A 23,303-nucleotide genomic window follows, 5' to 3' on the forward strand; every position below is an offset into this window, starting at 1 on the left:
GGTGGCTGCTGAACCATGGCCATGACTGGCTCCAAGCCCTGGCTCGATCCCCAGATTGATGCCAATGCCTGGGTTGCTGAATCCGCCGTCGTGATTGGCAATGTGCAGATGGCAGCGGGCAGCAGCCTCTGGCCCACGGCCGTTGCGCGCGGAGATCTCGAGCAGATCAGTATCGGAGCGGGCAGCAATGTTCAAGACGGTGCCGTGCTCCATGGCGATCCCGGACAGCCGGTTCGCCTCGGTGATGACGTCACCGTGGGGCACAGAGCTGTCATCCACGGCGCCACGCTCGAGGATGGATGCCTGGTGGGCATTGGGGCCATCGTTCTCAATGGCGTCACCGTCGGTGCAGGCGCCCTGGTGGCTGCTGGTTCTGTTGTCACCAAGGATGTGCCTCCCGGAACCCTGGTGATGGGCGCGCCAGCGGCGGTGAAGCGGGAGTTATCACCTGAGGCGATTGATGAACAGCGCTGCCATGCCCGGCGCTACGCGCAATTGGCGGCATCCCACGCCCAGATCAGGCCTTGAACGCACTCCTCTGATTGCTGCGAATTCGATCAGCTTTCAAGGAAGGTCGTGGGATCAACGGAGAAGTCCGTAAGATCAGCGACACAGATTTCCGTTTTCAAGAATGGTCCGAGTTGCCATCGGTCTGGTCCTCATCCTGGTGATCGTCGGTTACTCGGCCTTCAGCGTGATCACCACGGGCCAGGTTCTGGGTATCGATGCCCGCCTGTTCCTAGTGGTTGCCCCGATCTTGGCCGCCGTCAGCTGGGCTGCTTTCAACATCGGCCGTGCGGCTGTGGGTCAACTGCAGCTGATGCTCAAGCGCAGCCGCGCCTGATCCAGGCAAGCGAGCTTCGTAGGCTGAAGGCTGCTTGATGCAGCCGATTGTTTCAATCTCCCCATGTCACCGTTCTTGGTGCCGGTCTGGCCGGCACAGAGGCTGCTTGGCAGATCGCCCGAGCAGGTGTTGCGGTCACTTTGGTGGAGATGCGTCCGATTCGACGCTCCCCTGCGCACCACAGCGGTGATTTCGCTGAATTGGTTTGCAGCAATAGCTTTGGCGCTCTGAGCAGCGACCGTGCCGCTGGCTTGCTGCAGGAGGAACTTCGCAGGCTTGGCTCTTTGGTGATCGGCACGGCCGACACCCATGCCGTGCCGGCCGGCGGAGCCTTGGCCGTGGATCGCGGTCGCTACAGCGCTGCCCTCACTGAAGCTCTCGACCAGCATCCTCTGGTCACGATCGAACGGCGTGAGCAGCAGGCTCTACCGCCGGAGGATGTGATCACCGTTTTGGCGACGGGGCCGCTCACGAGTGAACCGTTGGCGGAGGATCTGCGCCATTTCACCGGCCGTGCCGACTGCCACTTCTTTGATGCGGCCAGTCCGATCGTGCATGGGGACAGCATCGATCTGTCGGTGGCCTTCCGCGCCAGCCGCTACGACAAGGGGGATGCCGACTACATCAACTGTCCGATGGACAAGGAGCAGTACCTGGCGTTTCGCCAGGCCCTGCTGGAGGCGGAACAGGCGGAACTCAAAGACTTCGACAAGAACGACGCCACCTTCTTTGAAGGCTGCCTGCCGATTGAGGAGTTGGCGCGTCGTGGTGAAGACACCATGCGTTATGGCCCCCTGAAGCCGATCGGGCTCTGGGATCCCCGTTGGGGCGATGTGAACGATCGCGATGTGCGCCGGGCCAAGCGCGCCTACGCGGTGGTGCAGCTACGGCAGGAAGACAAGGACGGGCGCCTCTGGAATCTGGTGGGTTTCCAGACGAATCTCAAATGGGGTGAGCAGAAGCGAGTTCTGCAGATGATCCCCGGGCTGGGCCAGGCGGAATTCGTGCGCTTCGGGGTGATGCACCGCAACACCTTCCTGGAGTCGCCGCAGCTGCTGCAGCCCACCCTGCAGTTCCGCCAGCGCCCCAACCTCCTGGCGGCAGGCCAGATCACCGGCACCGAGGGCTATGCCGCCGCCGTGGCCGGTGGCTGGTTGGCCGGCACCAATGCGGCCCGGCTGGCCCTGGGCCTGGAGCCCATTGATTTGCCGGCCACCTGCATGAGTGGAGCCCTCACCCATTTCGTCAGCGAGGCACCAACGGCCAAGTTCCAGCCGATGCCCCCCAACTTCGGTTTATTGCCGGAGCTGCCGGAACGCATTCGCGACAAGCGAGCGCGCTATGGCGCCTACCGCGATCGTGCCCTGCAGGACTTGGAGCCGATGCGGGCCCTCCAACCCCAGACCGTGATGGCATGACAACCCCTGCGGAGGCTCGCCGGATCGAACAGCGCTCCCTGCGCTTCGGGGTTGGAGCCAACGCAGTGATGGCCCTGGCTGGGTTTTCCGCCCATGTGCTCACCGGATCCTCGGCCCTGCTGTTGGACGGCCTTTATTCCGCCGTGTTGGTGGGGTCGTCCTTGATTGCCAGTCGCATCAGCTGCAACGTGGTGCGGCCACCGGATCGAGCCTGGCCCTACGGCTACGAAGGCCAGGAAGCCCTGTATGTGCTGTTTCGCTCCCTGGTGCTGCTCGGGGTGATCGGCTTTGGCGTCGGCAGCTCCTGCTCCACCTTGATCGATTGGTGGCGGGGGAACAGCATTGCGCCGCTGCATCTGGAGCCGGTGGCGCTCTACACCGCTTTGATGACGGCACTGTGTGGATTGCTGGCCTGGCGGCACCGCCGGGATTGGCGCCGCACGGGTCGTGTGTCGCTGCTGCTGCTCACAGAGGCCCGCAATGCCCGGATCGATGCCGTGATCACCCTGGCCACGGGTCTGGCCTTGCTGGCGTCGCCGCTGCTCTTGGCAACGCCGTTGTCTGCCCTTGCGCCGATCACCGATGCCCTGCTGGTGCTGGCGGTGAGCCTGGCCTTGCTGCGCGAACCGCTGGTGGCGCTGCGGGATGCCATGGCCCAGGCCGCGGGCTGTGCTGCTGACCCGGATGTGCTCCAGCGCACCCGCATGGTGTTGATGCAGGAGCTGGTGGGGCTTCAGCTGCAGATGATGGATTTCACGGTGCAGCAGCTGGGCCGCACGGCCTTTGTCGTGGTTTACATCAATCCGCTGCAGCCCCAGGAAAGTCGGGTGATTGATGGGTTGCGCCATCACATCGATGCCCGCTGCAGTGCCGAACTCGGACGTCCTGTGCGCTCTGAGGTGATCCTTACGGTGATGCCGCCGATTCACCGCCAGGATCCAAGGCCGCAGACGGCCCCTTAGCGTCACCCCCAAAGAAGCGATGCCATGAGCGAGAACCAGCAGTGGGATGCCGTTGTGATCGGTTCCGGCATCGGTGGTTTGGTCACCGCCAGTCAGTTGGCGGCCAAGGGAGCCAAGACCCTCGTTTTGGAGCGGTATCTGATCCCCGGCGGTAGTGGTGGTGCCTTCAAACGCGAGGGCTACACCTTCGATGTGGGGGCCTCGATGATCTTCGGCTTTGGCAAGAAGGGTTTCACCAACCTGCTCACCCGGGCCCTCGCCGATGTGGGGGAGCACTGCGACACCATCCCCGACCCCGCCCAGCTCGAATACCACATGCCCGGTGGGCTGCGCATCGCCGTGGATCGCGACTACGAGCAGTTCATCGCCGATCTCACGGCGCGGTTTCCCCATGAGGCGAAGGGGATCCGCCGCTTCTACGACACCTGCTGGCAGGTGTTCAATTGCCTCGATGCCATGCCGCTTCTCTCGCTGGAGGATCCGGCCTACCTCACCAAGGTGTTCTTCAAGGCACCACTGGCCTGTCTGGGGCTGGCCCGCTGGCTGCCGTTCAACGTCGGTGCGGTGGCCCGCGAACACATCAAGGATGAGCAGCTGCTCAAGTTCATCGACATCGAGTGCTTCTGCTGGTCGGTGATGCCGGCGGATCGCACGCCGATGATCAATGCCGGCATGGTGTTTTCCGATCGCCATGCGGGCGGGATCAACTACCCCAAAGGAGGCGTCGGCGTGATCGCCGAAAAGCTTGTGAAGGGATTGGAACGTCACGGCGGCGCCATTCGCTACAAGGCCCGAGTCACCGAGGTGTTGATCGAAAACGATCAGGCGGTTGGCGTGAAGCTGGCCGATGGAGAGGTCATCCGCGCCAAGCGTGTGATCTCCAATGCAACCCGCTGGGACACCTTCTCGGATGCGGGTGATGAGCAGCGCCGCTCCGGCCAGGCCCTGGTGGATGCCGCCCACACGCCGGGCAAGGAGCAGTTCTGGCGCAAGCGTTATGTGCCTTCCCCTTCGTTCCTTTCGCTGCATCTGGGGGTTCGGGCTGACCTGATTCCGGCCGGCACCCACTGCCATCACCTCCTGCTCGAAGACTGGAACCGGATGGAGGACGAGCAGGGGGTGATCTTCGTGTCGATGCCCTCGCTGCTGGATCCGGATCTGGCCCCGGCCGGGCATCACATCGTTCACACCTTCACGCCCTCATCGATGGAGGCCTGGCAGGGACTGACCCCCAGCCAGTACTGCGAGAAAAAGGAGGCGGATGCTGCACGGTTGATCCAGCGCCTGGAGGCGATCCTTCCCGGCCTCGCCGATGCCATCACCCACAAGGAAATCGGCACGCCCCGCAGTCACCGGCGTTTTCTGGGTCGCTTTCAGGGCAGCTACGGCCCGATTCCGGCGATGCAATTGCCGGGACTGCTGCCGATGCCGTTCAACCGTACGGGCCTGAAAAACCTCTATTGCGTGGGTGATTCCTGTTTCCCCGGCCAGGGCCTCAACGCTGTGGCCTTCAGTGGGTTTGCCTGTGCCCATCGGGTTGGGGCCGACCTGGGCCTCAATCCCTGGGCGCTGCCGGCCTGATCTTCTTCCTAGCGTGATCGCCCATAGGAGTTGGGATGCCGCCTGAGTTTCAGCCGTCGTCGGACGATCTGGCCCGCTACCTCGAGCAGAGGGGCGAGCTGACCAAGCCCTGGAATCTGCAGATGCTGCGGCTCAAGAAGCTCAAGGAAGCAAAGGACTCGATGGATCCTCAGCTCTACCTCGAGAAGGTGCAGGAGGCCCATGCTGATCTGATGCGGCTCGGTCAGTTCTGGAAAGGCCGTGAACAGGAGGTGTTTGGTGGCACCTACCAACCGTCTGAACTGATTGAACCGCTGCCCGGTTCTCCAGACGACCGATGAACGGCATCGAACGTTTCGGGTTATCGCCCCTGATCCGCTTCACCCTGCTCAGCCTGTATGGGGCCTTGGTGCTGCCCTTGCCATTGCTGGCCCCTGCGGAGTCGCGCTGGCTGATGGTGGCAGGGCTGCTGCTGGGCTTGGTGTTGGTGATCGGTCTGTTGAGTGAACGGGTGGAGACCGATGCCGAAGGCATTCAGGTGCGTTACCCCGCCTGGATCCGCTGGTTGCTGCGGCGCGGCTGGTCCATGCGTTGGCAGGACATTCGGGCCCTGGTTCCCGTTGGCACCAGTCAGGGGGGAACGGTGTACTACGTGAAGGCAGTCGATCTGCGCCACCAGCTCCTGCCGCAACGCATTGAGCGCTTCGATCGATTCCTGGAGCTGCTGGCCGCCAACACCCCTGTGTCGACAAAGGGCATCGGGCGTCTGACCCCGCCCTGGACGTATCAGCTCTTGGCTGGATTGGCCGTGCTCATGATCGCCGGCGAACTGGTCACGTCTCTGGCGCTGGCCCAGGGCTGGATCAGTTTGCCGGCGGGTTATCCAGGCTGATCAGAGCTGTTTCTTTCAATAGAAAACCCCGCCAGTGCTGACGGGGTGAAATGGCTTGATTTGCTATTGATCGATGGATCAGTAACGGACGCATCCACCACGACCGTAGTAACCGCGAGCACAGGCACCATTGGGACCTGCAACAACACCCCGACCTCTGTAATAGTTCGGACCGTAGTTGTAATAACCGCGGGGACCGTAGGTGGTGCCGCGATTGATGACGACACCGCCTCCAACATTGTTGTTCCAATAAACACCACCTGCCTTGGCTTCGGGAACAGCAGTGATCGCAAGACCAAGGGCAGCGATTGCAGTTCCGATTGCGATTCCGAGAGTTGTGGTTTTCATGATCATTCCTCCTTGCTTGGTCTGTAGGCTTCAGCCCTGTATTCACACCATCTCCGTTCCTGTCTGAGAACAACTCCCCCATTTGAGGGATTTGTTCACCAGCGCAGCTCCCCCATTCCAGGGATGTCGTCCCACGAGTCCCTCCCAATCCAGACTTGAAACGCTTTCTCGGCTCAGACCGGTATTGCCGCTTCGATCTCCCAGCCGTCGTTGAGCAGCTCTTCGGCCCGTTTCGAAGCCTCTTCAGAGGCAACATCGATGAGGAGAAATTTTTCTCCCTGGTTGCAATACAGCCTGGTTAATCCGATCACGGCGGGGGCTCCCGGGTGTCGACAGCGCCATGTTGACCCGGCTGCGCTGATCCAGCAATGAAGACGCTCCTGCAAACAACTCTTGATTTTGTCCAGATGTCTGGCGTTGCCATGGATCGCTCAGACGTTGAAATCGATGCAGTGGTTCCGATCGGATGACAACCGAACTCACCAACCTCCCCTGCGGAACGGTTCAGCTCAAAGTCTGCGCGAATCACCTCTGTGAATTGGGTTGGGTGACATCGCACCATTTGGTTCCGACCAAAGAGGCCCAGCTGAAGCAGGCCCTGCTTCAGCGAGGACGAATTGAGGTCTCTTCAAGGGGCTTGAGCACTAAGGTCGCTTAGTGTTGGCGTTAATTGGCCCTGACCCCAGAATTCCAGTCGCTGACTGGAATGAATTCACTTGATTCAGCTGGCCGGCAGATTGTCGAGGCTGAAGCGGTAGCCCCGCTGACGCACGGTGGTGATTCCACCGCCCTCGCCAAGACCGGCCTGCTCCAGCTTGCGGCGCAGGGTCAACACCTGAGTGTCCACCGAACGGGGGCCACCGCTAAAGGGAGGCCAAGCCATTCGCAGCAGTTCCTGTCGGCTGCGCACCAGCCCAGGCGGCATCAAGAGTGCGCAAAGCAGGGCAAATTCGCGGGGGCTGAGCTCCACCGGCTGCTCCCGCAGCGTCACCTGGCGGAGGAGCAGATGAACCTCGAGAGGCCCAACGGTGACCCGCTCTTGAAGGCCGCTGTGCCCCCGCTTGAGCAGGGTGCGGCAGCGGGCGGCCAGTTCCTCGAGGCCAAAGGGTTTGCGCAGCACATCGTCTGCACCGTCATCCAGCAGGCCCACCACCGGCTCGGCTCCGGCCCGTGCGGTCAGCACAATCACGGGGCAACGCAGCTGTTCCGCCAAGCGCAGGGCGGAGCTGCGCTCCAGCAGTTCTGCACTCACCAGGAGATCGGGAGACTGCTCCTGACAAACCTCTAAAGCTTCAGCGGCGTTGGCAACTGCTGCGGTGAGATGACCGTCCTGACGCAGCCGCTGCACCAGCACCGTGCGCAGGGTGGGGTGCGGTTCTACCACCAACACTCGCGAAGGTTCCTGACCGGTGTTTGCGCTTGGCATCACCACCGGATCGGCGCTGGATGCAGACGCTTCCGCCGTGAGGTCGTGGGGAGTGGAGGTCACTGGATCGGCCCGGGCGCGCCTACGCTAAGCCGAAATTCCTGGCAGGCTGGTAGCAGGGGCTGCTGTTGTATCTCATGACATCACTCGACGACCCTGAAGCCATCCGTCATTTCCAATCGCTCTGCGATGCCTGCCAGGAGCTGACGACGAGATATCACACCCCGTCGGAGCTTCGGCTGTATTCCGACGGCTACCTGCATGCACTGCGGAAGTCAGGATCGCTTGACCCCCGCTCCCAGCACCGCCTAGAACAATTGATCGATCGCTGGATCATGGATCCCTCCAGCTTTATCGGCCCTGACGGGGATGTGAGCACCTTGTACATGCGCCATCCCCAGGGCTATTGAATTAACTGGCGAGAGCGATTTCAAGTTTTTCGCGAAGTTCGCCGGAGTTGTACATCTCGATGAGGATGTCGGAACCGCCGATGAATTCCCCTTTCACGTACACCTGGGGGATGGTGGGCCAGCTGGAAAACTCTTTGATTCCCTGACGAATCTCTGGATCAGAGAGAACGTCGAATGTCTCGAATGCCACACCGAGGGAGTGCAGGATCTGCACCACATTGTTTGAGAATCCGCACTGGGGCATCAGCTTGGAGCCCTTCATGAACACGAAGATCGGGCTGGAAGCGACCAGAGTTTCGATGCGAGCTTTGGTGGAGGGGTCCATCGTTGAGCGTGAGTTGGCGTTAAGCGGACGCAGCGTCCGAAGGGGTTGAGGTGTTGAGGGCGAGGGCGTGAATGGCTTCGCTGGCCAATTCCTGCTGCAGGGCGCCGTACACCATCTGATGCTGACGGATGCGTGAAAGGCCAGCAAAAGCAGACGACACCACTGTCACCTGGAGGTGATCACCGCCACCGGTGAGATCTTCAACGGTGACGTTGGCGTCGGGAATGACATGTTGGATCGCGGCTTCAACGGCATCCGGCTGCACCATGGCGGCGGTTGTGCAAAAAAGGACTGGCTCAGATGCTGACAGACCGGCTCATTGCCCGGCTGTCGATGCACCCCGGAATTCGGTTTCAACAAAGCCCAGTTCCAGCAGGCTCTGATAGGCCTTCTGACCCTGGGGTTTAGCCGGCGTCATCAGCTTGACCACCTCGACAAGCACCGGAACAGCCACTTCGGGCTGGTTCTGACGGCGGAACAGAGCTGCCAGGCGGAGGTTGGTTTCCGCCAGCAGTTCCAGAGCTTCACGGCCCTTGGTGTCCATCTCACGGGGGATCCGAGCATCAAGGCCCCGGAAGGCACCGCTCAGGTCGCGATAGAAGGCCAGAAGTTGCTTGGAGGCTTTGCGGGCTTTGTCGTAATCAGCCCGCGCTTCGGCCAGGTCTCCCCGGCTGGCTGCTGCATCGCCCTCAGCCAGCATCGAACGAACGGCCGCCGGGTTGAATCCACCCTGGCTCTGAGCCAGAACGCGGTTCTCGGCTGAGGTTTGGGCGATGCCGGGAGCTGCAGTGACGCCCAGGGTTGCCACCAGTGCAGCAGTCGTCAGCAATGCGCGACAACCCATGAGACCAGCAAGAAAACGTGGGCGGACTTTAGAAGCTCTGAAGCGGTCGGCCAACGGCAGCACGGGCCGCTTGTTCAGCCGTATGCATCGCCGCAGCGAGTTCGCTGTTGAACTGCCGCGTCGCTTCCCGGTCTCCCTTGGCTGGCACGCTGAGCGGTGCTCCGAAACAGAGCGCTGCCCGGCTGAAGGGCCTCGGTGGGGCCTGGCTGTAGCCCAAGCCAACGGGAACCACAGGAACGGAAACGCCGCGGCTCTGGGCCAGTTGGGCCAAACGCACCAGGCCGGGCCGCAGCTCAATCGCCGCGTCCTGCCGGTGAATCCTGCCTTCGGGGAACATCACCACTTGCTGTCCGTCGGCCAACAGGTCGATGGCCAGACGCAGGGTGGTCATCGAAGGCCGTCCCTGGTCCACCGGGAAGCAGCCGAGCCGTTGCAGAAACCAGCCCTGCAGCCCCCGCATTTCGGTGGTGGTCACCATGAAGCGGCAGTCGCGGCCACTGACCCGACGGCCAGCGGCCATCGGCAGCATCAGGGCATCCCAGCGGGCGCGGTGCGTCGGTGCCAGCAGCACCGGGCCCTTATGGGGGAGATGCTCTGGGTTGAGCACCAGACGCTCACGGAATTGAAGGCGCAGCACCAGATCCTGGGTGGTGAACATCGCCAGGGGGGCCCAGAAGCTGTCGATGCCGACACGCAGACTGTTTTCTCGGGTCGCCAGGGCCGCTTGCAACGGGCTGATCGGATTCGATGCCTGAGAACCTAAATCCCCTAGGCAAAGCTGCATAGGATCCAGCCAACGACTGCCCCGTCATGGCCAGCCTCGGCGTCAATATCGACCACATTGCCAACATCCGTGAAGCGCGGCGGACCGTCGAGCCAGACCCGGTGTCGATGGCACTGCTGGCTCAACTCGGTGGGGCCGATGGGATCACCGTGCATCTGAGGGAAGACCGGCGTCACATCCAGGATCGGGATGTGGAGTTGCTGCGCCAGACCGTGCGCTCCCGCCTCAACCTGGAAATGGCCGCCACCGAGGAGATGGTGGCGATTGCGCTGCGGATCAAGCCCGACATGGTCACCCTGGTGCCGGAACGGCGGGAGGAGGTCACCACGGAGGGGGGCCTGGATGTGGCCGGACAAGAGGCCTCCCTGGGGGCCATGGTGCAAACCCTTCAGGCCGCCGGGATACCTGTGAGCCTGTTTGTGGATCCGGAGGCCACCCAACTCCAGGCCTGCAAAGCCACGGGGGCCTGCTGGGTGGAATTGCACACCGGGCGCTATGCCGATGCCGACTGGAGCACCCAGCCCCAGGAGCTGGCGCGCTTGCAGGAGGGGACGGCCATCGCCCGGCAGCTCGGTCTGCGGGTCAATGCCGGCCATGGCCTCACGTATCAGAACGTTGAGCCCATCGCGGCCATCCCTGGGATGGAAGAACTCAACATTGGCCACACGATCGTGGCCCGCTCTGTCGCCGTCGGACTGCAACAGGCTGTGCGGGATATGAAGGTCTTGGTTCAGAATCCCCGCCTTGATCCCCTTTTCGGACAGGCGCCCGGATGACCACCTATCACTTCGTTGCAGCCAGCGAGCGCTTCCTCACCGTGGAGGAGCCGTTGGAGGAAGTGCTGCGGGAGCGCCAACGCAACTACGCCGAAACCGGCAAGACCATCGATTTCTGGCTGGTGAAGCAACCGGCTTTCCTCTCTTCTCCTGAGCTGGCTGAGCTCAAGGCAACCATTCCCCAGCCCGCTGCCGCTGTGGTGTCCACCGATCCCACCTTCATCACCTTCCTCAAACTCCGTTTGGAGTACGTGGCTGTGGGGACCTTTGAAGCTCCCTCCGCGGGGATTCCCGATGCACTTGCCGGTGCCGTCTGATGAATCCCAGTTCCCTTCCCGTTCAGCAGCGCATTGCACTCCTGGTGCAGGCCCTCGATGGTGCGGAGAAAACCAACAAGGCCTTGGCCACCTGTCCCGATGGGGACGCGATGGTGGACATCCTGCTGGGGGCTTCGGCCAAGCTGGGGTTGGGGCTGACCCGCCGTGATCTCACGGAGACGCCGCCGATTCGCGACTGGATCTGGTTCAAGAACAACGATCCCCTGGTCACCGTTGGTGATGCCAAGCCCCGCTACCGCAGGGAAACCCCCGAAAGACCCAAGCCAGACCCGAGCCAACCCAAGGAACGCAAGCGCTTTCTCGGTTTGTTCTGATCTGCATGCCGGATTCTTGGCGCTGCCTGGCTGAGCATCAGAATTGACGCATCTCCAGGTTGTTGCTTTGAACCTGCACAGCCGCTGGCACTGGGTGATTGGAGATGTGCATGGCTGCTATCAGCCCCTATGCCAACTGCTCGCCACCCTGCCGCCGAACGACCATCTGGTCTTCTGCGGGGATGTGATCAACCGTGGTGAGGCCATTCCCGCCACGATGAATCTGGTCTGGGATCTGGCCCAGGCCGGCCGTGCCACGTGGCTGCGCGGGAACCATGAGCAAGATCTCATTGATGCCCTGGAATCCAGGGACGGCTTGAGTCAGCACGCCACCTATGCCCAGTTGGGCGACAGCAGCGCTCGCCAATGGTTGCCGCGCCTGCAACAGCTCCCGCTCGTCTATCGCGGTGACGGTTGGTGCGCCACCCATGCCGGGTTCGATGCAGCGGGTCAACCGGACCTCTCCATTCGTGATCCCTTCTGGGAGGCCTATGACGGTCGTTTTGGCCAGGTTGTTGTGGGCCATACGCCCCGTCCCCAGGTGGATCGCCTTGGCGCGATTGTTCTGATCGACACCGGTGCGGTCTACGGCGGTTGTTTATCGGCCTACTGCCCGCAAACCGATGCGGTCGTTCAGGTTGAAGGAGCTGCAACCGATGCCGTACTGGCTGGAGTTGGCCCTTGCTGACGGTTTATCGAAGCAACAGGGCTGAATTTCTGGCTCGCTTGCTCTCCCGTCAGTTGATCGAGCAGCAGCCGGGCCCCCTTGAAACGGTGGAGGTGATGGTCAACACCTGGCCCACCAGCCGATGGTTGGGGGAACAGCTAGCCATGGCCAACGGCATTAGTTCCCTGGTGCGCTTCCCCTTCCCGGGTAGTCGCCTGCGGCAGCTGGTGCGCCAGGTGCTGCATCTCCCCGCGCAGGAGGACGATCCCTGGCGGGCGGGCCAGCTGGTGTGGGCTGTGCTCGAGCTGCTGCCGGAGCTGTTGGAGCAGCCCGTCGCCCAGCCGCTACGGACCTGGCTTACCCAGCGTGAAGGAACCGCCTCGGGGTTGACGCGGGACCGTTGGCAGCTGGCACGCACCATCGCCGATGCCATGGACGATTACGCCCTCTACCGCCCCGATCAACTGGAGCAGTGGAAACGGCCGCGGCCCGATGACGACTGGCAGCCCGTGCTCTGGCGACTGCTGGCCCAACGGCTTCCCCGGGCTCCCTTTGGCCTGCAGGTGCGTGAGGCCGTCGATCGTCTCCGGCGAGGAGACGTTGATCCAGCCCTGCTGCCGGAGCGGCTGCGGCTGTTTGGCATCAGTGCCCTGGCACCGGTGCAGGTGGATCTGATTCAGGCCTTGTCCGGTCTGCTGGAGGTGGAGATCTACCTGCTCACCCCGTGTCCGGATCTGTGGCAGCGCTGCGGCAGTCGGCGTGCCTCGATGGGGGATGACTGGCTGGTTCCGCCCGATGGGGGCTGGTTGGCGGAGGCGCCGCGCCTGGAGGCCGTGCTTGGGCGGATGGGTGCCGAATTTCAGCAGTTGCTGGAGGGCTCCGGTGAAGCGCAGCTGGGGGAGCGAAGCGAGGGGGATCTGTTTGCAGGTTCTCTGCAGATGGCCGCAGCGGAAGAGCGCCAGCCCACCCTGCTCGATCAGCTTCAGCAGCAGCTGGTGGATGCCGACAGCGTTCCCGCACTTGAGCGTTCTTCCGACGATCAGTCGCTGTTGTTTCAGGCGGCACCGGGGCCTTGGCGGGAGGTGCAACTGGTGCGTGATCGCATCCTGCAGTGGCTGGCGGCCGATCCCGATCTCGCGCCCCGCGACGTGCTGGTGATGACGCCGCAGATTGAGCGCTATGCACCGCTGCTCAGCTCCGTGTTCAACGACACGGCGCCCATCGGTGTCGATTTGCCCTGGCGCCTCACTGACCGCAGTCAGCAGAGCAGTCCGGGGTTGTCGATGGCGATGTTCACGCTGCTGGAGCTGGCTGCCACACGCCTCACCGCCACGGGGCTGGAACGTCTGCTGGCCAATCCGGCCCTGCAGGGCCAGCAGGGACTCACGCCGGAGGAGGCGGTGCTGATCACCCAGACACTGCAACGCAGCGGTTTTCGCTGGGGCTTGGATGCCCGCGAGCGGGGCGGGGACGAGGTGCACAGCCTGCGTTGGTGTCTCGACCGTTGGCTGCTGGGCCTGGTGCTGCCGGTGGAGCCGGGCCTGGCTCCAGCAGGGGCGGCACCGTTCCAGCAGGAGCTGGATCCCGATCGCCTGGTGCGCTGGTGGACTTTGCTGGACCGTTTGGTGCGGATGCTCGATCGCTTGCGACAGCCCCGGCCTTGCCATGACTGGGTGCAGCTGCTGCAGTCCCTGTTGAAGGAGCTGTTCGCTGAGGGTGGGGCCTGGGCCGATGAGTCGCAGAGCTGGGCGGCAGCCCTTGAGGAGTGGCGATTGCGGGCCCATGACTGCCCTCTGGACCTCGATGCAGCCGTGGCCTTGGAGGTGTTGCAGGAGGCCTTGTCGGTGGACAGTGGTCGCTTCGGTCACCGCAGTGGCGCCCTCACCATCAGTGCCCTGGAGCCGATGCGGGCGATCCCCCACAAGGTGGTGGTTTTGATGGGCCTCGACAGCGCCGACTTTCCACGCCCGAGCCGCCGCCCTGGCTTTCATCTGCTCGAGCAGCAACGGCGCCTGGGGGATCCCCGCAGCAGCGACCAGGACCGCTACGTGCTGCTGGAGGCCTTGATGTCGGCACGCCGTCATCTGCTGATCAGCTGGTGCGGGCGGCTGGAGCGCACCGGTGAGCCCCAGCCGCCTGCTGCGCCGGTGGAACAGTGGCTTGCGGTGCTGCAGGAGCAGTTGCAACGGGCCGGTTCCTCCACGGAGGGGTTGTTGATCACGCCGGCGGCCAACCCCCTCTCCCGAGAGAACTTTCGGCCCGAGGCGCCGCTCAGCTGTGATCGCCGCCAGCTGGAGGCCCGGCGCTGCCTGGATCGTGCTCCGGTGTCGGATCAGGTCCAGGGGCTGGCCTGGGCATCGCTCTGGCAGCAAGACCTGAACGATGTCGATGACGAGGTAGAGGCCGAGGGACGTGACCGAGACGACCTGGCCCTGGACCCTGAAGCCTTGCTGGCCTGGATGCAGCAGCCCCAGAAGGCCTGGTTGCAGGCACGGGGGTTGCGGCCTGGGGAAGGCATTGAGGCGGTGGAGGATCTTGAGGCGCTCGAGTTGGAGGGCCTGCAGCGCTATTTGCTGCTCAACCACGAGCTTGAGGAGCAGTTCATTCTTGGATCGGCTCCGGATTGGACGACGTCGCTGGCGGGCCAGGGTGTGCTGCCGGCGGGGGCTGGTGCGGCCCTTGAGCAAGAGGAACTGCAGCAGCGTTGGCAGGCCCTGCAACGGCAGCTGGCATCGCTTGGTCCCTGCCGCCGGGAGGTGCCTGTGCTCGCCGGTCTGCCGATGCCCCTGCTCTACGCCGGCGACACCCAGGTGGTGGTACAGCCCGGCATGCTCACGGCCGCGGCGGTGATGCGCGGCTGGTTGCAGCATCTGTTGCTGTGCGCTGAGGGATTGGCGCCTGCTGCCGGCTCAGCGGTGGTGGCCCGCAGCACCCGGGTTGCCGGCGCCGAGGTGCACTTGCGCTGGTCGGCGTTGCCGACGGCTGAAGCCGAGCACCAGCTGCAGCAGCTGGCGCGGCTCGCGCAACAGGGGCTGGAGCGGTGCTGGCCGGTCCCCCCGAAGAGCGGCTGGCAGATGGTGGCCAAAGACCGGCGCAAACCGGGGGAGGGGCCGCAGGACTTCCGCAAGACCTGGCAGGACGAAGGGGCCACCCCGGTGATGCAGCTCTGCTTCGGCACGGAGATCGCTGCGGAGCAATTGATGGATGAGGCCGGATTCCAGGAGGCGTGTCAGCTGCTGTACGGCCCCCTTCTGGCCCAGCTGCGTTAGTCGAACAGCTCGTCGAGCATTTCGCGCATGCGTTCGTTGGAAATCACCATGGGCTCGCCGGCCAGACGGCGGAAGAAGTAGGCCCGATGTTCCTGGTTGATGCTTTCAACAGCGGCGGCTTTGCGCACCAGCAGCTGGGCCAATTTCTGACGACGTTCGGGGGACACAACAGGCCGGTGGCTTTCACCAACGTGTTGGCCTGATGGCCCCGCACCCGCACAAGCCCCTGTTCTCTCAAGGGTTGGGTTGCATCCGTTCACAAGCCCATAAAAAAGCGAGGGTTCTTCAGGCCCCCGCTCAGGTCGTCTTCTGTTCTGGGGTGTGACAACACCCAGTCCAGTTCGCAGCTTTCGCCGGCTGCTTCATGGAAGTTAACACTGGTTTTGAGGCCGAAGTTGAGCAGACTCCATCCATGGCCCAGCGCTTCGATGCCAACACCTACCCCCTCGGCCCTGGGGTCCGCCTGCTTGAGGCCAGCGCTGGCACCGGCAAAACCTTTGCTCTGGCGCATCTCTGCCTGCGGCTGATCACGGAGGCCGACCACGCCCTCGAAGCGTTGTTGGTGGTGACCTTCACCGATGCGGCGGCCGAAGAGCTGCGCTCCCGCATCGGCCAGCGGCTGCAACAGGCGTTGCAGGGTCTCGAGCAGCTGGAGCAGGGGATGGAGGCTCCCGCTCCAGACCCCGTCCTGGCGGATTGGCTGTCGGGTTCCGAACCAGGGGAGGCGCGTCAGCGGTGGATTCGGCGCTTGCTGGTGGCCCTGGAGCAGTTGGACAGGGCCGACATCACCACCATCCACGGCTTCTGCCGCCGCAGTCTGCGCCGTCTGGCCCTCAGCAACGCTGCGGCCATGGAGCCTCAGCTGGACACCGAAGCCACCGCGCTCCAGGCCGAGGTGGTTCAGGACCTGTGGCAACAGGAGCTGCTCAACCTGCCGCCGGATCAGTTCAAGGCGTTGCGTCAACGCGGCCTCTCGCCCCAGACCCTGCGCAGGGGGTTGGCGCAACTGGATGGCGAACAGCAGCCGCGGTTCAGGGCCGTTGATGGGGTGATCGATCTCGACCAGCCCCTTGCCCCACAGCTGGAGCACTGGCTTGCGCAGCTCTGGAACGACTTCGTGCCGCTCTGGCAGCGGGACCATGCCGCCCTGGATGCCGGGTTCCGTCAGGCGGCCGAGCAGTGGAAAGCCCAGGGCTGTGGAACCACCACCCCTTATTCGGCCAAGCCCAAGAGCGATCGCTGCTCGCAGATCAACCAGTGGCTGCATGGGCAGACCGCAGTGCCGTCACTGCTGGAGATTGCCGCCCATGAGAAGCCGCTGAAGGAGTACTTCCACCCCGGCAGTTGGTGCAAGGTCGCGCGCAAGTGCGGTGAGACCGACCCCAGCCTGGTGACGCCGGCTCTGCAGGCCGCTGTTGCGGCGCTCTGGGATGCACCGATTGAGCGCACCTGGCAGTACCTGCTGGAGCGGGGTTTGCAGGAGCTGGACCGCCGCCGTCGCCGCCGCGGGGTGATCACCTTTGGCGGCTTGTTGGCTGCCATGGACCCCGGCGATGGCGACGTTGCCTGGCTTGCTCCTCTGCAACAGCGTTATCGGGCGGTGATGGTGGATGAGTTTCAGGACACCGACCCCGTGCAGTGGCGTCTTCTGGATCGCGCCTTCGGTGGTGGTGAACGCCACCTGCTGCTGATGGTGGGGGATCCCAAGCAGGCGATCTACCGCTTCCGGGGTGGTGATCTGGCCACCTACATGGCAGCGCGGGATCAGGTGGAGCGGATCGATCACCTGCTCGACAACTTCCGCACAACGGCACCGCTGATGGAGGGGTTGAACCGCTTGATGGCTCCGGGGCTCCCCCGATCTGAACTGCCTGTGCCCGCGGTGCAGCCCCGCAGCTCCGCCACCCCACCGCAGGATGCCCCGGCGTTGCAACTGCTGCTGCTCTCCACCGAGGCGCCCTCCAGCCGCACTGCCCTGGAAGCAGAGCTGCCCCAGCGGCTCGCCGCGATGGTGCTGGAGCAACTGCAGCAACGGGACGACCTCACCCCTGCAGATCTCTGCGTGCTGGTGAGTCGTCATCAACAGGCGGAAGACCTGCGCCGCGCCCTTGGGGTCTGCGGACTTCCTACCCGCCTGGTGACCCAGGGCGATGTGCTCGACAGTGAGGCTGCCTTGCTGTTGCAGTGGTTCCTCGATGCCCTGGCGGAACCGGGCGATGACGCTCGCTTGCGTCTGCTGGCCTGCTCGGGACTGATGACCATCGCGCCCGATGCCCTGGAGCCGGCCCTGTTGGATCAGCTGGCGCTGCAGTTGCGCGGTTTGGCTGAGGCGATGCCGCGGCTGGGCCTGCTCGGGGCGCTGGCTGATCTGCTCAAGGGTGAACAGATGGCGGGGCTGTCGGAACGGGGCCGGATGCTGGGGGATCTGCAGCAGGCGGCGCGGCTGGTGCAGGAGGCGATGCACCGCCAGGGGCTTGATGTGGCCACCGCGGCGGATTGGTTGCGGAGGGAGCGGTTGCACCCCAGCCAGCCGGTGCCTGAGGCTCGCCAGCCCCACAGCGATCAGGCCGACAGCGCCATCGCCGTGGTCACGGTCCACCGCAGCAAGGGTCTGGAATATCCGGTGGTGATCTGCCCCTACCTCTGGCAGTCCCCCCCAGCTGTGTCCGGTCCGCTTTGGCGTGACCCCCGCTCCGGAGAGTGCCTGGTGCGGGTGGATGTCCACTGGGGGGAGGGCTGGCAGGCGGCGCAACGGGCGCAGCGGGAGGCAGCGGCCGAGGCCGAGCGGCTGGCCTATGTGGCGGTGACCCGAGCCCAATCCCAGTTGGTTCTGATCTGGGCCAGGGCCAACGGCCAGGAGGACTCCCCCTTGCCCGCCTGGTTGTTCGGTGCTGAGTCCGCTGGGGATGCGATCGACAGCCTCACCGATGAGCGGCTGAGCCAAGCCCTGGCAGAGCGACAGGTTCCGATCAGCATCGATGGCCTGGTCGAGAGCCTGCCCAGCGGCAAGCGTTGGCGGTCTCCGCTGCTGGCCGAGCCGTTGGCCCTTGGTTCCATCCCCAAGCGGATCGACCGGAGCTGGGGCCGGGCCAGTTATTCGGCCTGGATTGCCTCATCCGACGACGTTCAGCTGCATGAACAGGGTCGTGATCGCGATCCCGGCGCCGAGGAATCGACGTTGGAATCGATGTTGGAATCGGCGGTGGAATCGACGGCGGCGAGGGCAGAACCGGCATGGTCCGAGACGGGGCCGCTGGCGGCCTTCCCGCGCGGGGCCGGGGCCGGGGATTGCCTGCACCGGATCCTCGAACAGTTCCCCTTCTCTGCGGCGGAGGCCTCTGAGCCCCGCCAACGGCTCGAGCTGATCGCCGCCGAGTTGCGCAGGGCCGGGCTTGATCCCGATCTTCAGAACGATGTGTTGACGGGGTTGGAGCAGGTGTTGCAGACGCCCCTGGGGGGACCGCTGGGAGCGTTATCGCTGGATCGGCTGGGGCCGCACCAGCGCCTGCCTGAACTCAGTTTTGATCTGCCGGTGCAGCACGTGCGCACGGCCGATCTGGTGGCTGCCTTCGGTTGTGATGCCGAGGCCCGTTTTGGCCGCACCTACAGCCCGGCGCTGGCATCGCTCTCGATCAACAGCCGTGGGTTTCTCACCGGTTCCATCGATCTGGTGTTCCAGGACCCCCAGCACCAACGCTGGTGGGTTCTCGACTGGAAGAGCAACTGGATCGGTGAACGGCGCACCGGTTCTGAGCCGGGGCTGTGCGGTCCGCATCACTACTCCCAGGAGGCGATGGAGGAGCAGATGTTGCACCACCACTACCCCCTGCAGGCCCACCTCTACCTGGTGGCTCTGCATCGCCATCTGCGTTGGCGGCTGCCGGATTACGACCCGGAACAGCATCTGGGGGGCTACGTCTACTGCTTCCTGCGGGGGATGCCCGGAGCGGTGATTGCCTCTCCGGAAAATGCTGTTGGGCCGGGGCGCATCGTTGAACCCGTGCCGCTCAATCGCATTGCGGCCCTAGATCGAGCCCTGGGGGAGGTTCCGGCGTGACGGAGCTGCTGCCCCAGGGAACCAGCACTTGGCCCTCCAGCTTCACGGCCGGACTTCATGCCGCCCTGCGGCGACGGATCCCGCCCCGGGCTGATGGCCCCGCCTTGGAGGAGCTCAGCCGAGATCTGGTGCTGGCCTTGGAGCAGGGGGAGTTGACGGTGGCGCTGACGCCGGAGCGGCTGGCAGCTGCCCAAGCCAGTGGATGGCTGGAGGGGGATGCCTCCCCCCTGCTGCTCCAGGGTGATCGGCTGGGCTGGCGCCGCTGGTTGCAGGCCATGGAGCAGGTGGTGGCCGAGCTGGTGGAGCGGGCCCATGCTCCGCTTCCCAAACCCGTCGAGGCTGTCGATCCCGAGCTGTCGGATCGTCTCAACGCTGAACAGTGCGCCGCCGTGCGCGCCCTGGATCAGGCCTCGGTTGTGCTGCTCAGCGGTGGTCCGGGCACGGGCAAAACCAGCACGGTGGTGGAGATTCTGGCCCGGGCGGAAGCCCGCCATCCCGGCCTGCGCATCGGTTTGGGGGCCCCCACCGGCAAGGCTGCCCGGCGCCTGGGGGAGGCGGTGATGGCGCAGCGGGCTCCGTTGCCCTGCAGCACCCTCCACCGCTGGTTGGAGGCCGGAAGCCGTGGCTTCGGCAGGCACCGCCAGCGTCCCCTGGAACTGGATCTGCTGGTGATCGACGAGATGTCGATGCTGGATCTGGCCTTGACCCAGGCCCTGCTGGAGGCGTTGCCCAGTGCTTGCCGGCTGCTGTTGGTGGGGGATCCAGCTCAGCTGCCGCCGGTGGGGAGCGGAGCGGTCTGGCATCGGCTTCAGCAGCCGGACGTACGCGGCCGTTTCGGTGCCGGCGCCGTGCATCTGGAGCGCACCTACCGCAACCGTGGTGCCCTGGCGCAGGTGGCGCAACAGCTGCGCCAGGGGGATCTGCAGGCCTTTGCAGCGGATCTGGTCGCCTTGCCTGAGCAGGCCAATCTTCAGGTGCATCCCTGGCCCCTGCGTCGTTTCCCTGCCTTGGTGCGCCAGCGCTGGATCCAGCGCCTCCAGCAGTTGCAGGCACTGACGGTTGATCTCGACCGCTGCACCGAGCAGGAGCTGATGGCGGCATCCCGGCCTTTGTTTGCGCTGCTCGAGCAGGACCTGTTGCTCTGTCCACGTCGCCGGGGGCCGTGGAGTCTTGATGATGTGCACCGCACGCTGCTGGGAGCCAATGCCGCCGGCAGGGTCGAGCGTTGGCCGATCGGCTTGCCGGTGATCTGCGGCAGCAACCAACCGGAACTCGGCTTGGCCAACGGCGACCTCGGGGTGGTGATCGGGGCAAGCTCTGAACGACGCCTGTTGTTCCAGGTGGTGGATCCGGACGGCCAGCTGCAGGTGCGCCGTTTGCATCCAGCCCGTTTGCGGCGTCTGGAGCCGGCGGTTGCGCTCACCATCCATCGGGCCCAGGGCAGTGAGGCTGACCGGGTGATCGTGCTCTGGCCAGATCCCCTGGAGGATGGCCCGGCTGCAGAACATCAACGCCGATTGCTGTACACAGCCATCACCCGTGCCCGTGCCAGCCTTGACTTAGTGACGCTGATCTGACGCGGGTGGCCTGATGCGGGTTGAGCGTCCCTGGGGCTGGTACGAAACGCTGATCCAGGGGGACAACTATTTGGTCAAACGGCTGCTGGTTCGTGCCGGGCAGCAGTTGTCGCTGCAGCGGCATCGTCATCGCAGCGAAAGTTGGACCGTGGTGTTCGGCTCGGGGGCTCTGCTCTGCGGAGACATTTGGCATCCCGCCAGTGCGGGCGTCATGCTCTCGATCCCCTGCGGCGCTGTGCATCGCGCCCGTGCAGACGGTTCAGATCTGCTGATTCTGGAAGTTCAGCACGGTGATGATCTGCGGGAAGACGACATCGAACGGCTGCAGGATGATTACGGCCGGGTGATAACTTGATGGCCAACCTTTGAAGCGTAGGCAACACAACCAGAGCGCAACTCTTACGTTGCAGGGAGGTTGTGAGCCTGATTTCAGAGATCAATCAGGCGAAGCCACCTTTCATGACTGAACAGCAACAGCAGCGCGACGATTCCGCCTGCGCAGTGGATCTTTCTGCATCCGACCTGCCGGAATCGAACTCCAATGCTGAGGTGTTCACCACCACCATCACATCGGCTGAACCGGAATCCGGTTTTGTCGGTTTTGGTTTCAGTGAGGCCCTGCTCCGCACCCTGGCGGACAAGGGATACAGCGAACCTTCCCCCATTCAGAAGGCGGCCTTCCCCGAGCTGATGCTCGGCCGCGATCTGGTGGGTCAGGCCCAGACCGGCACCGGCAAAACAGCAGCCTTTGCCCTGCCGTTGCTCGAGCGTCTCGAGAGCGGCCAGAAAACACCCCAGGCCCTCGTGCTCGCTCCCACACGGGAGCTGGCGATGCAGGTGGCCGAATCGTTCAAGGCTTATTCCGCCGGCCATCCCCATCTGAAGGTGCTGGCGGTGTACGGCGGCACGGATTTCCGCTCCCAGATCAGTGCCCTCAGGCGCGGGGTTGATGTGGTGGTGGGCACCCCCGGCCGGGTGATGGACCACATGCGTCAGGGCACGCTCGACACCAGCGGTCTGCGCAGCCTGGTGCTCGATGAAGCGGACGAAATGCTCCGCATGGGCTTCATTGACGATGTGGAGTGGATCCTCGATCAGCTCCCTGAGCAGCGTCAGGTGGTGCTGTTCTCCGCGACGATGCCTCCTGAGATCCGTCGCCTGTCCAAGCGTTATCTCAAGGATCCGGCTGAGGTCACGATCCGCACCAAGGATCAGGAAGGCAAGCGGATCCGCCAGCGTTCGATCACGGTGCCGATGCCGCACAAACTCGAGGCCCTGCAGCGGGTTCTCGATGCCTGTGGTGGTGAGGGTGTGATCATCTTTGCCCGCACCAAGGCGATCACCCTGACCGTGGCCGAAACCCTTGAGGCCGGTGGCCATCAGGTGGCGGTGCTCAATGGAGATGTTCCCCAGAACCAACGGGAACGCACCGTGGAGCGGCTGCGCAGTGGATCGGTCGACATCCTTGTGGCCACCGACGTTGCAGCACGGGGTCTCGATGTTGAGCGCATCGGCCTGGTGATCAACTACGACATGCCGTTCGACAGCGAGGCTTACGTGCACCGCATCGGCCGGACGGGCCGGGCTGGACGCACCGGAGAAGCGGTTCTGTTCGTGACTCCACGGGAACGCCGTTTCATCCGCAACCTCGAGCGGGCCACGGGCCAACCGATCGAAGCGATGGAGGTGCCCGGTAACACGGCCATCAACCAGGGACGGCTGGACCGCCTGCGCAAGCGTTTGAGTGATGCGGCCCAATCCCAACGCCCTGATGCCGATGAAGCGGCCCTGCTCCAGGAATTGATGCAGCGCGTGGCCACGGAGCTTGAGCTCAGCCCCGAGCAGCTGGCCATGGCGGCGCTCAACCTGGCCATTGGCCCCGATGCGCTGCTGCGTAAGGGCGACGACGACTGGATTCAGAACACCCGTCGCAACGACCGCGACCGCGATCGCCATTCAGGCGACCGCCGCGAGCGGCGCGAGCGTCCGGCCCGGGCTCCTGAGGAGAACATGCAGCGCTACCGCGTTGAGGTGGGTCACCGCGATCGGGTCAAACCCGGAAACCTGGTGGGTGCCATCGCCGGCGAGACCGGTCTGCAGGGCCGGATGATCGGCCGCATCCAGATTTTTGACAATCACAGCCTGGTGGATCTTCCTAAGGGCATGCCGGAAGATGTGTTCAACAGCCTTCAGCGCCTGCGCGTGATGAACCGCGAACTGCAAATCAGCAAGGCCTCTTGATGCGTCTGCTGTTGGCCGTTGGTCTGATGTCGGCTCCCCTGGCTGCTTCAGCCTCGGACAACAGCCTGATCGCCCAGTTCTGCAAAACGGCCGTTAAGGCCGAGCTGCATAGGGCTGGGACCGTGGCTCCGGAGGAAATGGTGGATGACACCTGCCGTTGCTTCCTGGCCGATGTGCAGAACGGGGCGGGGATTCAGACGGCCCAGGCCACCTGCAAGGCCAGAGCCGCCGAGACCTACGGCCTCTGATCC

General features: G+C 64.1%; 26 protein-coding genes. 18 read left to right on the plus strand and 8 right to left on the minus strand.

What is annotated here, in order from left to right; translation table 11 throughout:
- Positions 1–15 precede the first annotated feature (15 nt).
- From AAXE93_RS01510 to AAXE93_RS01540, 7 genes are all read left to right on the plus strand, one after another.
- Positions 16–528: a gamma carbonic anhydrase family protein gene (locus tag AAXE93_RS01510; RefSeq protein WP_115131999.1), complete on the plus strand. Its 513-nt coding sequence runs from the start codon at positions 16–18 to the stop codon at positions 526–528.
- Between the two features lie 193 nt (positions 529–721).
- Positions 722–844, plus strand: a complete 123-nt coding sequence (locus tag AAXE93_RS01515) for a photosystem II protein Y (RefSeq protein ID WP_025362202.1) — start codon at positions 722–724, stop codon at positions 842–844.
- Positions 845–891: 47 nt separating this feature from the next.
- Entirely contained in the window at positions 892–2,262 is a 1,371-nt protein-coding gene (gene trmFO, locus AAXE93_RS01520; protein WP_390127528.1) for an FADH(2)-oxidizing methylenetetrahydrofolate--tRNA-(uracil(54)-C(5))-methyltransferase TrmFO, read from the plus strand.
- Complete coding sequence (locus AAXE93_RS01525; RefSeq protein ID WP_390127530.1) at positions 2,259–3,224, plus strand: cation transporter; 966 nt, start codon at positions 2,259–2,261, stop codon at positions 3,222–3,224. The genes trmFO and AAXE93_RS01525 overlap by 4 nt, the downstream gene beginning before the upstream one ends.
- A gap of 24 nt (positions 3,225–3,248) precedes the next feature.
- On the plus strand, positions 3,249–4,805 hold the full coding sequence (gene crtH / locus AAXE93_RS01530) for a carotenoid isomerase (RefSeq protein ID WP_390127532.1): 1,557 nt from the start codon (positions 3,249–3,251) through the stop codon (positions 4,803–4,805).
- 35 nt (positions 4,806–4,840) lie between these two features.
- Positions 4,841–5,125 carry a hypothetical protein gene (locus tag AAXE93_RS01535; protein WP_115010170.1) on the plus strand — a complete coding sequence of 95 codons (285 nt, stop codon included), beginning with the start codon at positions 4,841–4,843 and terminating at the stop codon, positions 5,123–5,125.
- A complete protein-coding gene (locus AAXE93_RS01540; protein ID WP_115010169.1) occupies positions 5,122–5,676 on the plus strand; it encodes a hypothetical protein in 555 nt (184 codons plus the stop codon). Before AAXE93_RS01535 ends, AAXE93_RS01540 begins: the two co-directional genes overlap by 4 nt.
- A gap of 78 nt (positions 5,677–5,754) precedes the next feature.
- On the opposite strand, the gene AAXE93_RS01545 is transcribed toward AAXE93_RS01540, so the two are convergent.
- From AAXE93_RS01545 to AAXE93_RS01555, 3 genes are all read right to left on the minus strand, one after another.
- Complete coding sequence (locus AAXE93_RS01545) at positions 5,755–6,024, minus strand: hypothetical protein (protein ID WP_390127535.1); 270 nt, start codon at positions 6,022–6,024, stop codon at positions 5,755–5,757.
- A gap of 173 nt (positions 6,025–6,197) precedes the next feature.
- Entirely contained in the window at positions 6,198–6,335 is a 138-nt protein-coding gene (locus AAXE93_RS01550; RefSeq protein ID WP_390127537.1) for a hypothetical protein, read from the minus strand.
- A 410-nt stretch (positions 6,336–6,745) separates the two neighbouring features.
- Complete coding sequence (locus AAXE93_RS01555; protein ID WP_390127539.1) at positions 6,746–7,513, minus strand: response regulator transcription factor; 768 nt, start codon at positions 7,511–7,513, stop codon at positions 6,746–6,748.
- 74 nt (positions 7,514–7,587) lie between these two features.
- Between AAXE93_RS01555 and AAXE93_RS01560 the strand changes: the two genes are divergently transcribed.
- On the plus strand, positions 7,588–7,860 hold the full coding sequence (locus AAXE93_RS01560) for a DUF6761 family protein (protein ID WP_115131990.1): 273 nt from the start codon (positions 7,588–7,590) through the stop codon (positions 7,858–7,860).
- Position 7,861: 1 nt separating this feature from the next.
- Here AAXE93_RS01560 and grxD read toward each other — a convergent pair whose 3' ends face one another.
- Genes grxD through AAXE93_RS01580 form a run of 4 tightly spaced genes read right to left on the minus strand, consistent with a single transcriptional unit; the run spans position 7,862 to position 9,813 of the window.
- Positions 7,862–8,185: a Grx4 family monothiol glutaredoxin gene (grxD, locus tag AAXE93_RS01565; RefSeq protein WP_006851683.1), complete on the minus strand. Its 324-nt coding sequence runs from the start codon at positions 8,183–8,185 to the stop codon at positions 7,862–7,864.
- Between the two features lie 19 nt (positions 8,186–8,204).
- Positions 8,205–8,453, minus strand: a complete 249-nt coding sequence (locus AAXE93_RS01570) for a BolA family protein (protein WP_038554217.1) — start codon at positions 8,451–8,453, stop codon at positions 8,205–8,207.
- A 48-nt stretch (positions 8,454–8,501) separates the two neighbouring features.
- Positions 8,502–9,029, minus strand: coding sequence for a hypothetical protein (locus tag AAXE93_RS01575; RefSeq protein WP_390127542.1), 528 nt, complete (start codon positions 9,027–9,029; stop codon positions 8,502–8,504).
- Between the two features lie 28 nt (positions 9,030–9,057).
- On the minus strand, positions 9,058–9,813 hold the full coding sequence (locus AAXE93_RS01580; protein WP_390127544.1) for a lysophospholipid acyltransferase family protein: 756 nt from the start codon (positions 9,811–9,813) through the stop codon (positions 9,058–9,060).
- Between the two features lie 26 nt (positions 9,814–9,839).
- Between AAXE93_RS01580 and AAXE93_RS01585 the strand changes: the two genes are divergently transcribed.
- From AAXE93_RS01585 to AAXE93_RS01605, 5 genes are all read left to right on the plus strand, one after another.
- Positions 9,840–10,589, plus strand: a complete 750-nt coding sequence (locus AAXE93_RS01585) for a pyridoxine 5'-phosphate synthase (protein WP_115131987.1) — start codon at positions 9,840–9,842, stop codon at positions 10,587–10,589.
- Positions 10,586–10,906 (plus strand): MgPME-cyclase complex family protein, encoded by a 321-nt coding sequence (locus AAXE93_RS01590; RefSeq protein ID WP_114987831.1) that lies wholly within the window; start codon positions 10,586–10,588, stop codon positions 10,904–10,906. Before AAXE93_RS01585 ends, AAXE93_RS01590 begins: the two co-directional genes overlap by 4 nt.
- Positions 10,906–11,241 carry a hypothetical protein gene (locus AAXE93_RS01595; protein ID WP_390127547.1) on the plus strand — a complete coding sequence of 112 codons (336 nt, stop codon included), beginning with the start codon at positions 10,906–10,908 and terminating at the stop codon, positions 11,239–11,241. The genes AAXE93_RS01590 and AAXE93_RS01595 overlap by 1 nt, the downstream gene beginning before the upstream one ends.
- A 67-nt stretch (positions 11,242–11,308) precedes the next feature.
- Positions 11,309–11,929 (plus strand): metallophosphoesterase, encoded by a 621-nt coding sequence (locus AAXE93_RS01600; protein WP_390128635.1) that lies wholly within the window; start codon positions 11,309–11,311, stop codon positions 11,927–11,929.
- The gene (locus tag AAXE93_RS01605; RefSeq protein WP_390127549.1) at positions 11,923–15,177 is read left to right on the plus strand and encodes an exodeoxyribonuclease V subunit gamma; all 3,255 of its coding nucleotides are present in this window, start codon (positions 11,923–11,925) and stop codon (positions 15,175–15,177) included. The genes AAXE93_RS01600 and AAXE93_RS01605 overlap by 7 nt, the downstream gene beginning before the upstream one ends.
- On the opposite strand, the gene AAXE93_RS01610 is transcribed toward AAXE93_RS01605, so the two are convergent.
- Complete coding sequence (locus tag AAXE93_RS01610; protein WP_390127551.1) at positions 15,174–15,344, minus strand: hypothetical protein; 171 nt, start codon at positions 15,342–15,344, stop codon at positions 15,174–15,176. The two genes, AAXE93_RS01605 and AAXE93_RS01610, sit on opposite strands and share 4 nt — an antisense overlap.
- A 197-nt stretch (positions 15,345–15,541) precedes the next feature.
- Here AAXE93_RS01610 and AAXE93_RS01615 point away from each other — a divergent pair, with 197 nt between their 5' ends.
- From AAXE93_RS01615 to AAXE93_RS01635, 5 genes are all read left to right on the plus strand, one after another.
- Positions 15,542–19,234 carry a UvrD-helicase domain-containing protein gene (locus AAXE93_RS01615; protein ID WP_390127553.1) on the plus strand — a complete coding sequence of 1,231 codons (3,693 nt, stop codon included), beginning with the start codon at positions 15,542–15,544 and terminating at the stop codon, positions 19,232–19,234.
- Positions 19,231–20,811, plus strand: a complete 1,581-nt coding sequence (locus AAXE93_RS01620; RefSeq protein ID WP_390127555.1) for an ATP-dependent RecD-like DNA helicase — start codon at positions 19,231–19,233, stop codon at positions 20,809–20,811. Before AAXE93_RS01615 ends, AAXE93_RS01620 begins: the two co-directional genes overlap by 4 nt.
- Before the next feature lie 13 nt (positions 20,812–20,824).
- Positions 20,825–21,166, plus strand: a complete 342-nt coding sequence (locus tag AAXE93_RS01625; protein WP_390127557.1) for a phosphomannose isomerase type II C-terminal cupin domain — start codon at positions 20,825–20,827, stop codon at positions 21,164–21,166.
- Between the two features lie 104 nt (positions 21,167–21,270).
- Positions 21,271–23,052 (plus strand): DEAD/DEAH box helicase, encoded by a 1,782-nt coding sequence (locus tag AAXE93_RS01630; RefSeq protein WP_390127559.1) that lies wholly within the window; start codon positions 21,271–21,273, stop codon positions 23,050–23,052.
- Entirely contained in the window at positions 23,052–23,300 is a 249-nt protein-coding gene (locus tag AAXE93_RS01635) for a hypothetical protein (protein WP_390127561.1), read from the plus strand. Before AAXE93_RS01630 ends, AAXE93_RS01635 begins: the two co-directional genes overlap by 1 nt.
- Positions 23,301–23,303: the final 3 nt, after the last annotated feature.

The organism is Synechococcus sp. HIMB2401, from assembly GCF_042883245.1.
Taxonomy (GTDB): domain Bacteria; phylum Cyanobacteriota; class Cyanobacteriia; order PCC-6307; family Cyanobiaceae; genus Parasynechococcus.

What these genes read in the sequence shown, in the direction of transcription:
- AAXE93_RS01570 (WP_038554217.1), bottom strand. Translation starts at nt 8,453, where the DNA reads ATGGTGCAGCCGGATGCCGTTGAAGCCGCGATCCAACATGTCATTCCC.
- AAXE93_RS01635 (WP_390127561.1), top strand. Translation starts at nt 23,052, where the DNA reads ATGCGTCTGCTGTTGGCCGTTGGTCTGATGTCGGCTCCCCTGGCTGCT.
- AAXE93_RS01545 (WP_390127535.1), bottom strand. Translation starts at nt 6,024, where the DNA reads ATGAAAACCACAACTCTCGGAATCGCAATCGGAACTGCAATCGCTGCC.
- AAXE93_RS01510 (WP_115131999.1), top strand. Translation starts at nt 16, where the DNA reads ATGGCCATGACTGGCTCCAAGCCCTGGCTCGATCCCCAGATTGATGCC.
- AAXE93_RS01580 (WP_390127544.1), bottom strand. Translation starts at nt 9,813, where the DNA reads ATGCAGCTTTGCCTAGGGGATTTAGGTTCTCAGGCATCGAATCCGATC.
- AAXE93_RS01585 (WP_115131987.1), top strand. Translation starts at nt 9,840, where the DNA reads ATGGCCAGCCTCGGCGTCAATATCGACCACATTGCCAACATCCGTGAA.
- AAXE93_RS01615 (WP_390127553.1), top strand. Translation starts at nt 15,542, where the DNA reads ATGGAAGTTAACACTGGTTTTGAGGCCGAAGTTGAGCAGACTCCATCC.
- AAXE93_RS01525 (WP_390127530.1), top strand. Translation starts at nt 2,259, where the DNA reads ATGACAACCCCTGCGGAGGCTCGCCGGATCGAACAGCGCTCCCTGCGC.
- AAXE93_RS01535 (WP_115010170.1), top strand. Translation starts at nt 4,841, where the DNA reads ATGCCGCCTGAGTTTCAGCCGTCGTCGGACGATCTGGCCCGCTACCTC.
- AAXE93_RS01560 (WP_115131990.1), top strand. Translation starts at nt 7,588, where the DNA reads ATGACATCACTCGACGACCCTGAAGCCATCCGTCATTTCCAATCGCTC.
- AAXE93_RS01575 (WP_390127542.1), bottom strand. Translation starts at nt 9,029, where the DNA reads ATGGGTTGTCGCGCATTGCTGACGACTGCTGCACTGGTGGCAACCCTG.
- grxD (WP_006851683.1), bottom strand. Translation starts at nt 8,185, where the DNA reads ATGGACCCCTCCACCAAAGCTCGCATCGAAACTCTGGTCGCTTCCAGC.
- AAXE93_RS01625 (WP_390127557.1), top strand. Translation starts at nt 20,825, where the DNA reads ATGCGGGTTGAGCGTCCCTGGGGCTGGTACGAAACGCTGATCCAGGGG.
- AAXE93_RS01630 (WP_390127559.1), top strand. Translation starts at nt 21,271, where the DNA reads ATGACTGAACAGCAACAGCAGCGCGACGATTCCGCCTGCGCAGTGGAT.
- AAXE93_RS01595 (WP_390127547.1), top strand. Translation starts at nt 10,906, where the DNA reads ATGAATCCCAGTTCCCTTCCCGTTCAGCAGCGCATTGCACTCCTGGTG.
- AAXE93_RS01540 (WP_115010169.1), top strand. Translation starts at nt 5,122, where the DNA reads ATGAACGGCATCGAACGTTTCGGGTTATCGCCCCTGATCCGCTTCACC.
- AAXE93_RS01590 (WP_114987831.1), top strand. Translation starts at nt 10,586, where the DNA reads ATGACCACCTATCACTTCGTTGCAGCCAGCGAGCGCTTCCTCACCGTG.
- crtH (WP_390127532.1), top strand. Translation starts at nt 3,249, where the DNA reads ATGAGCGAGAACCAGCAGTGGGATGCCGTTGTGATCGGTTCCGGCATC.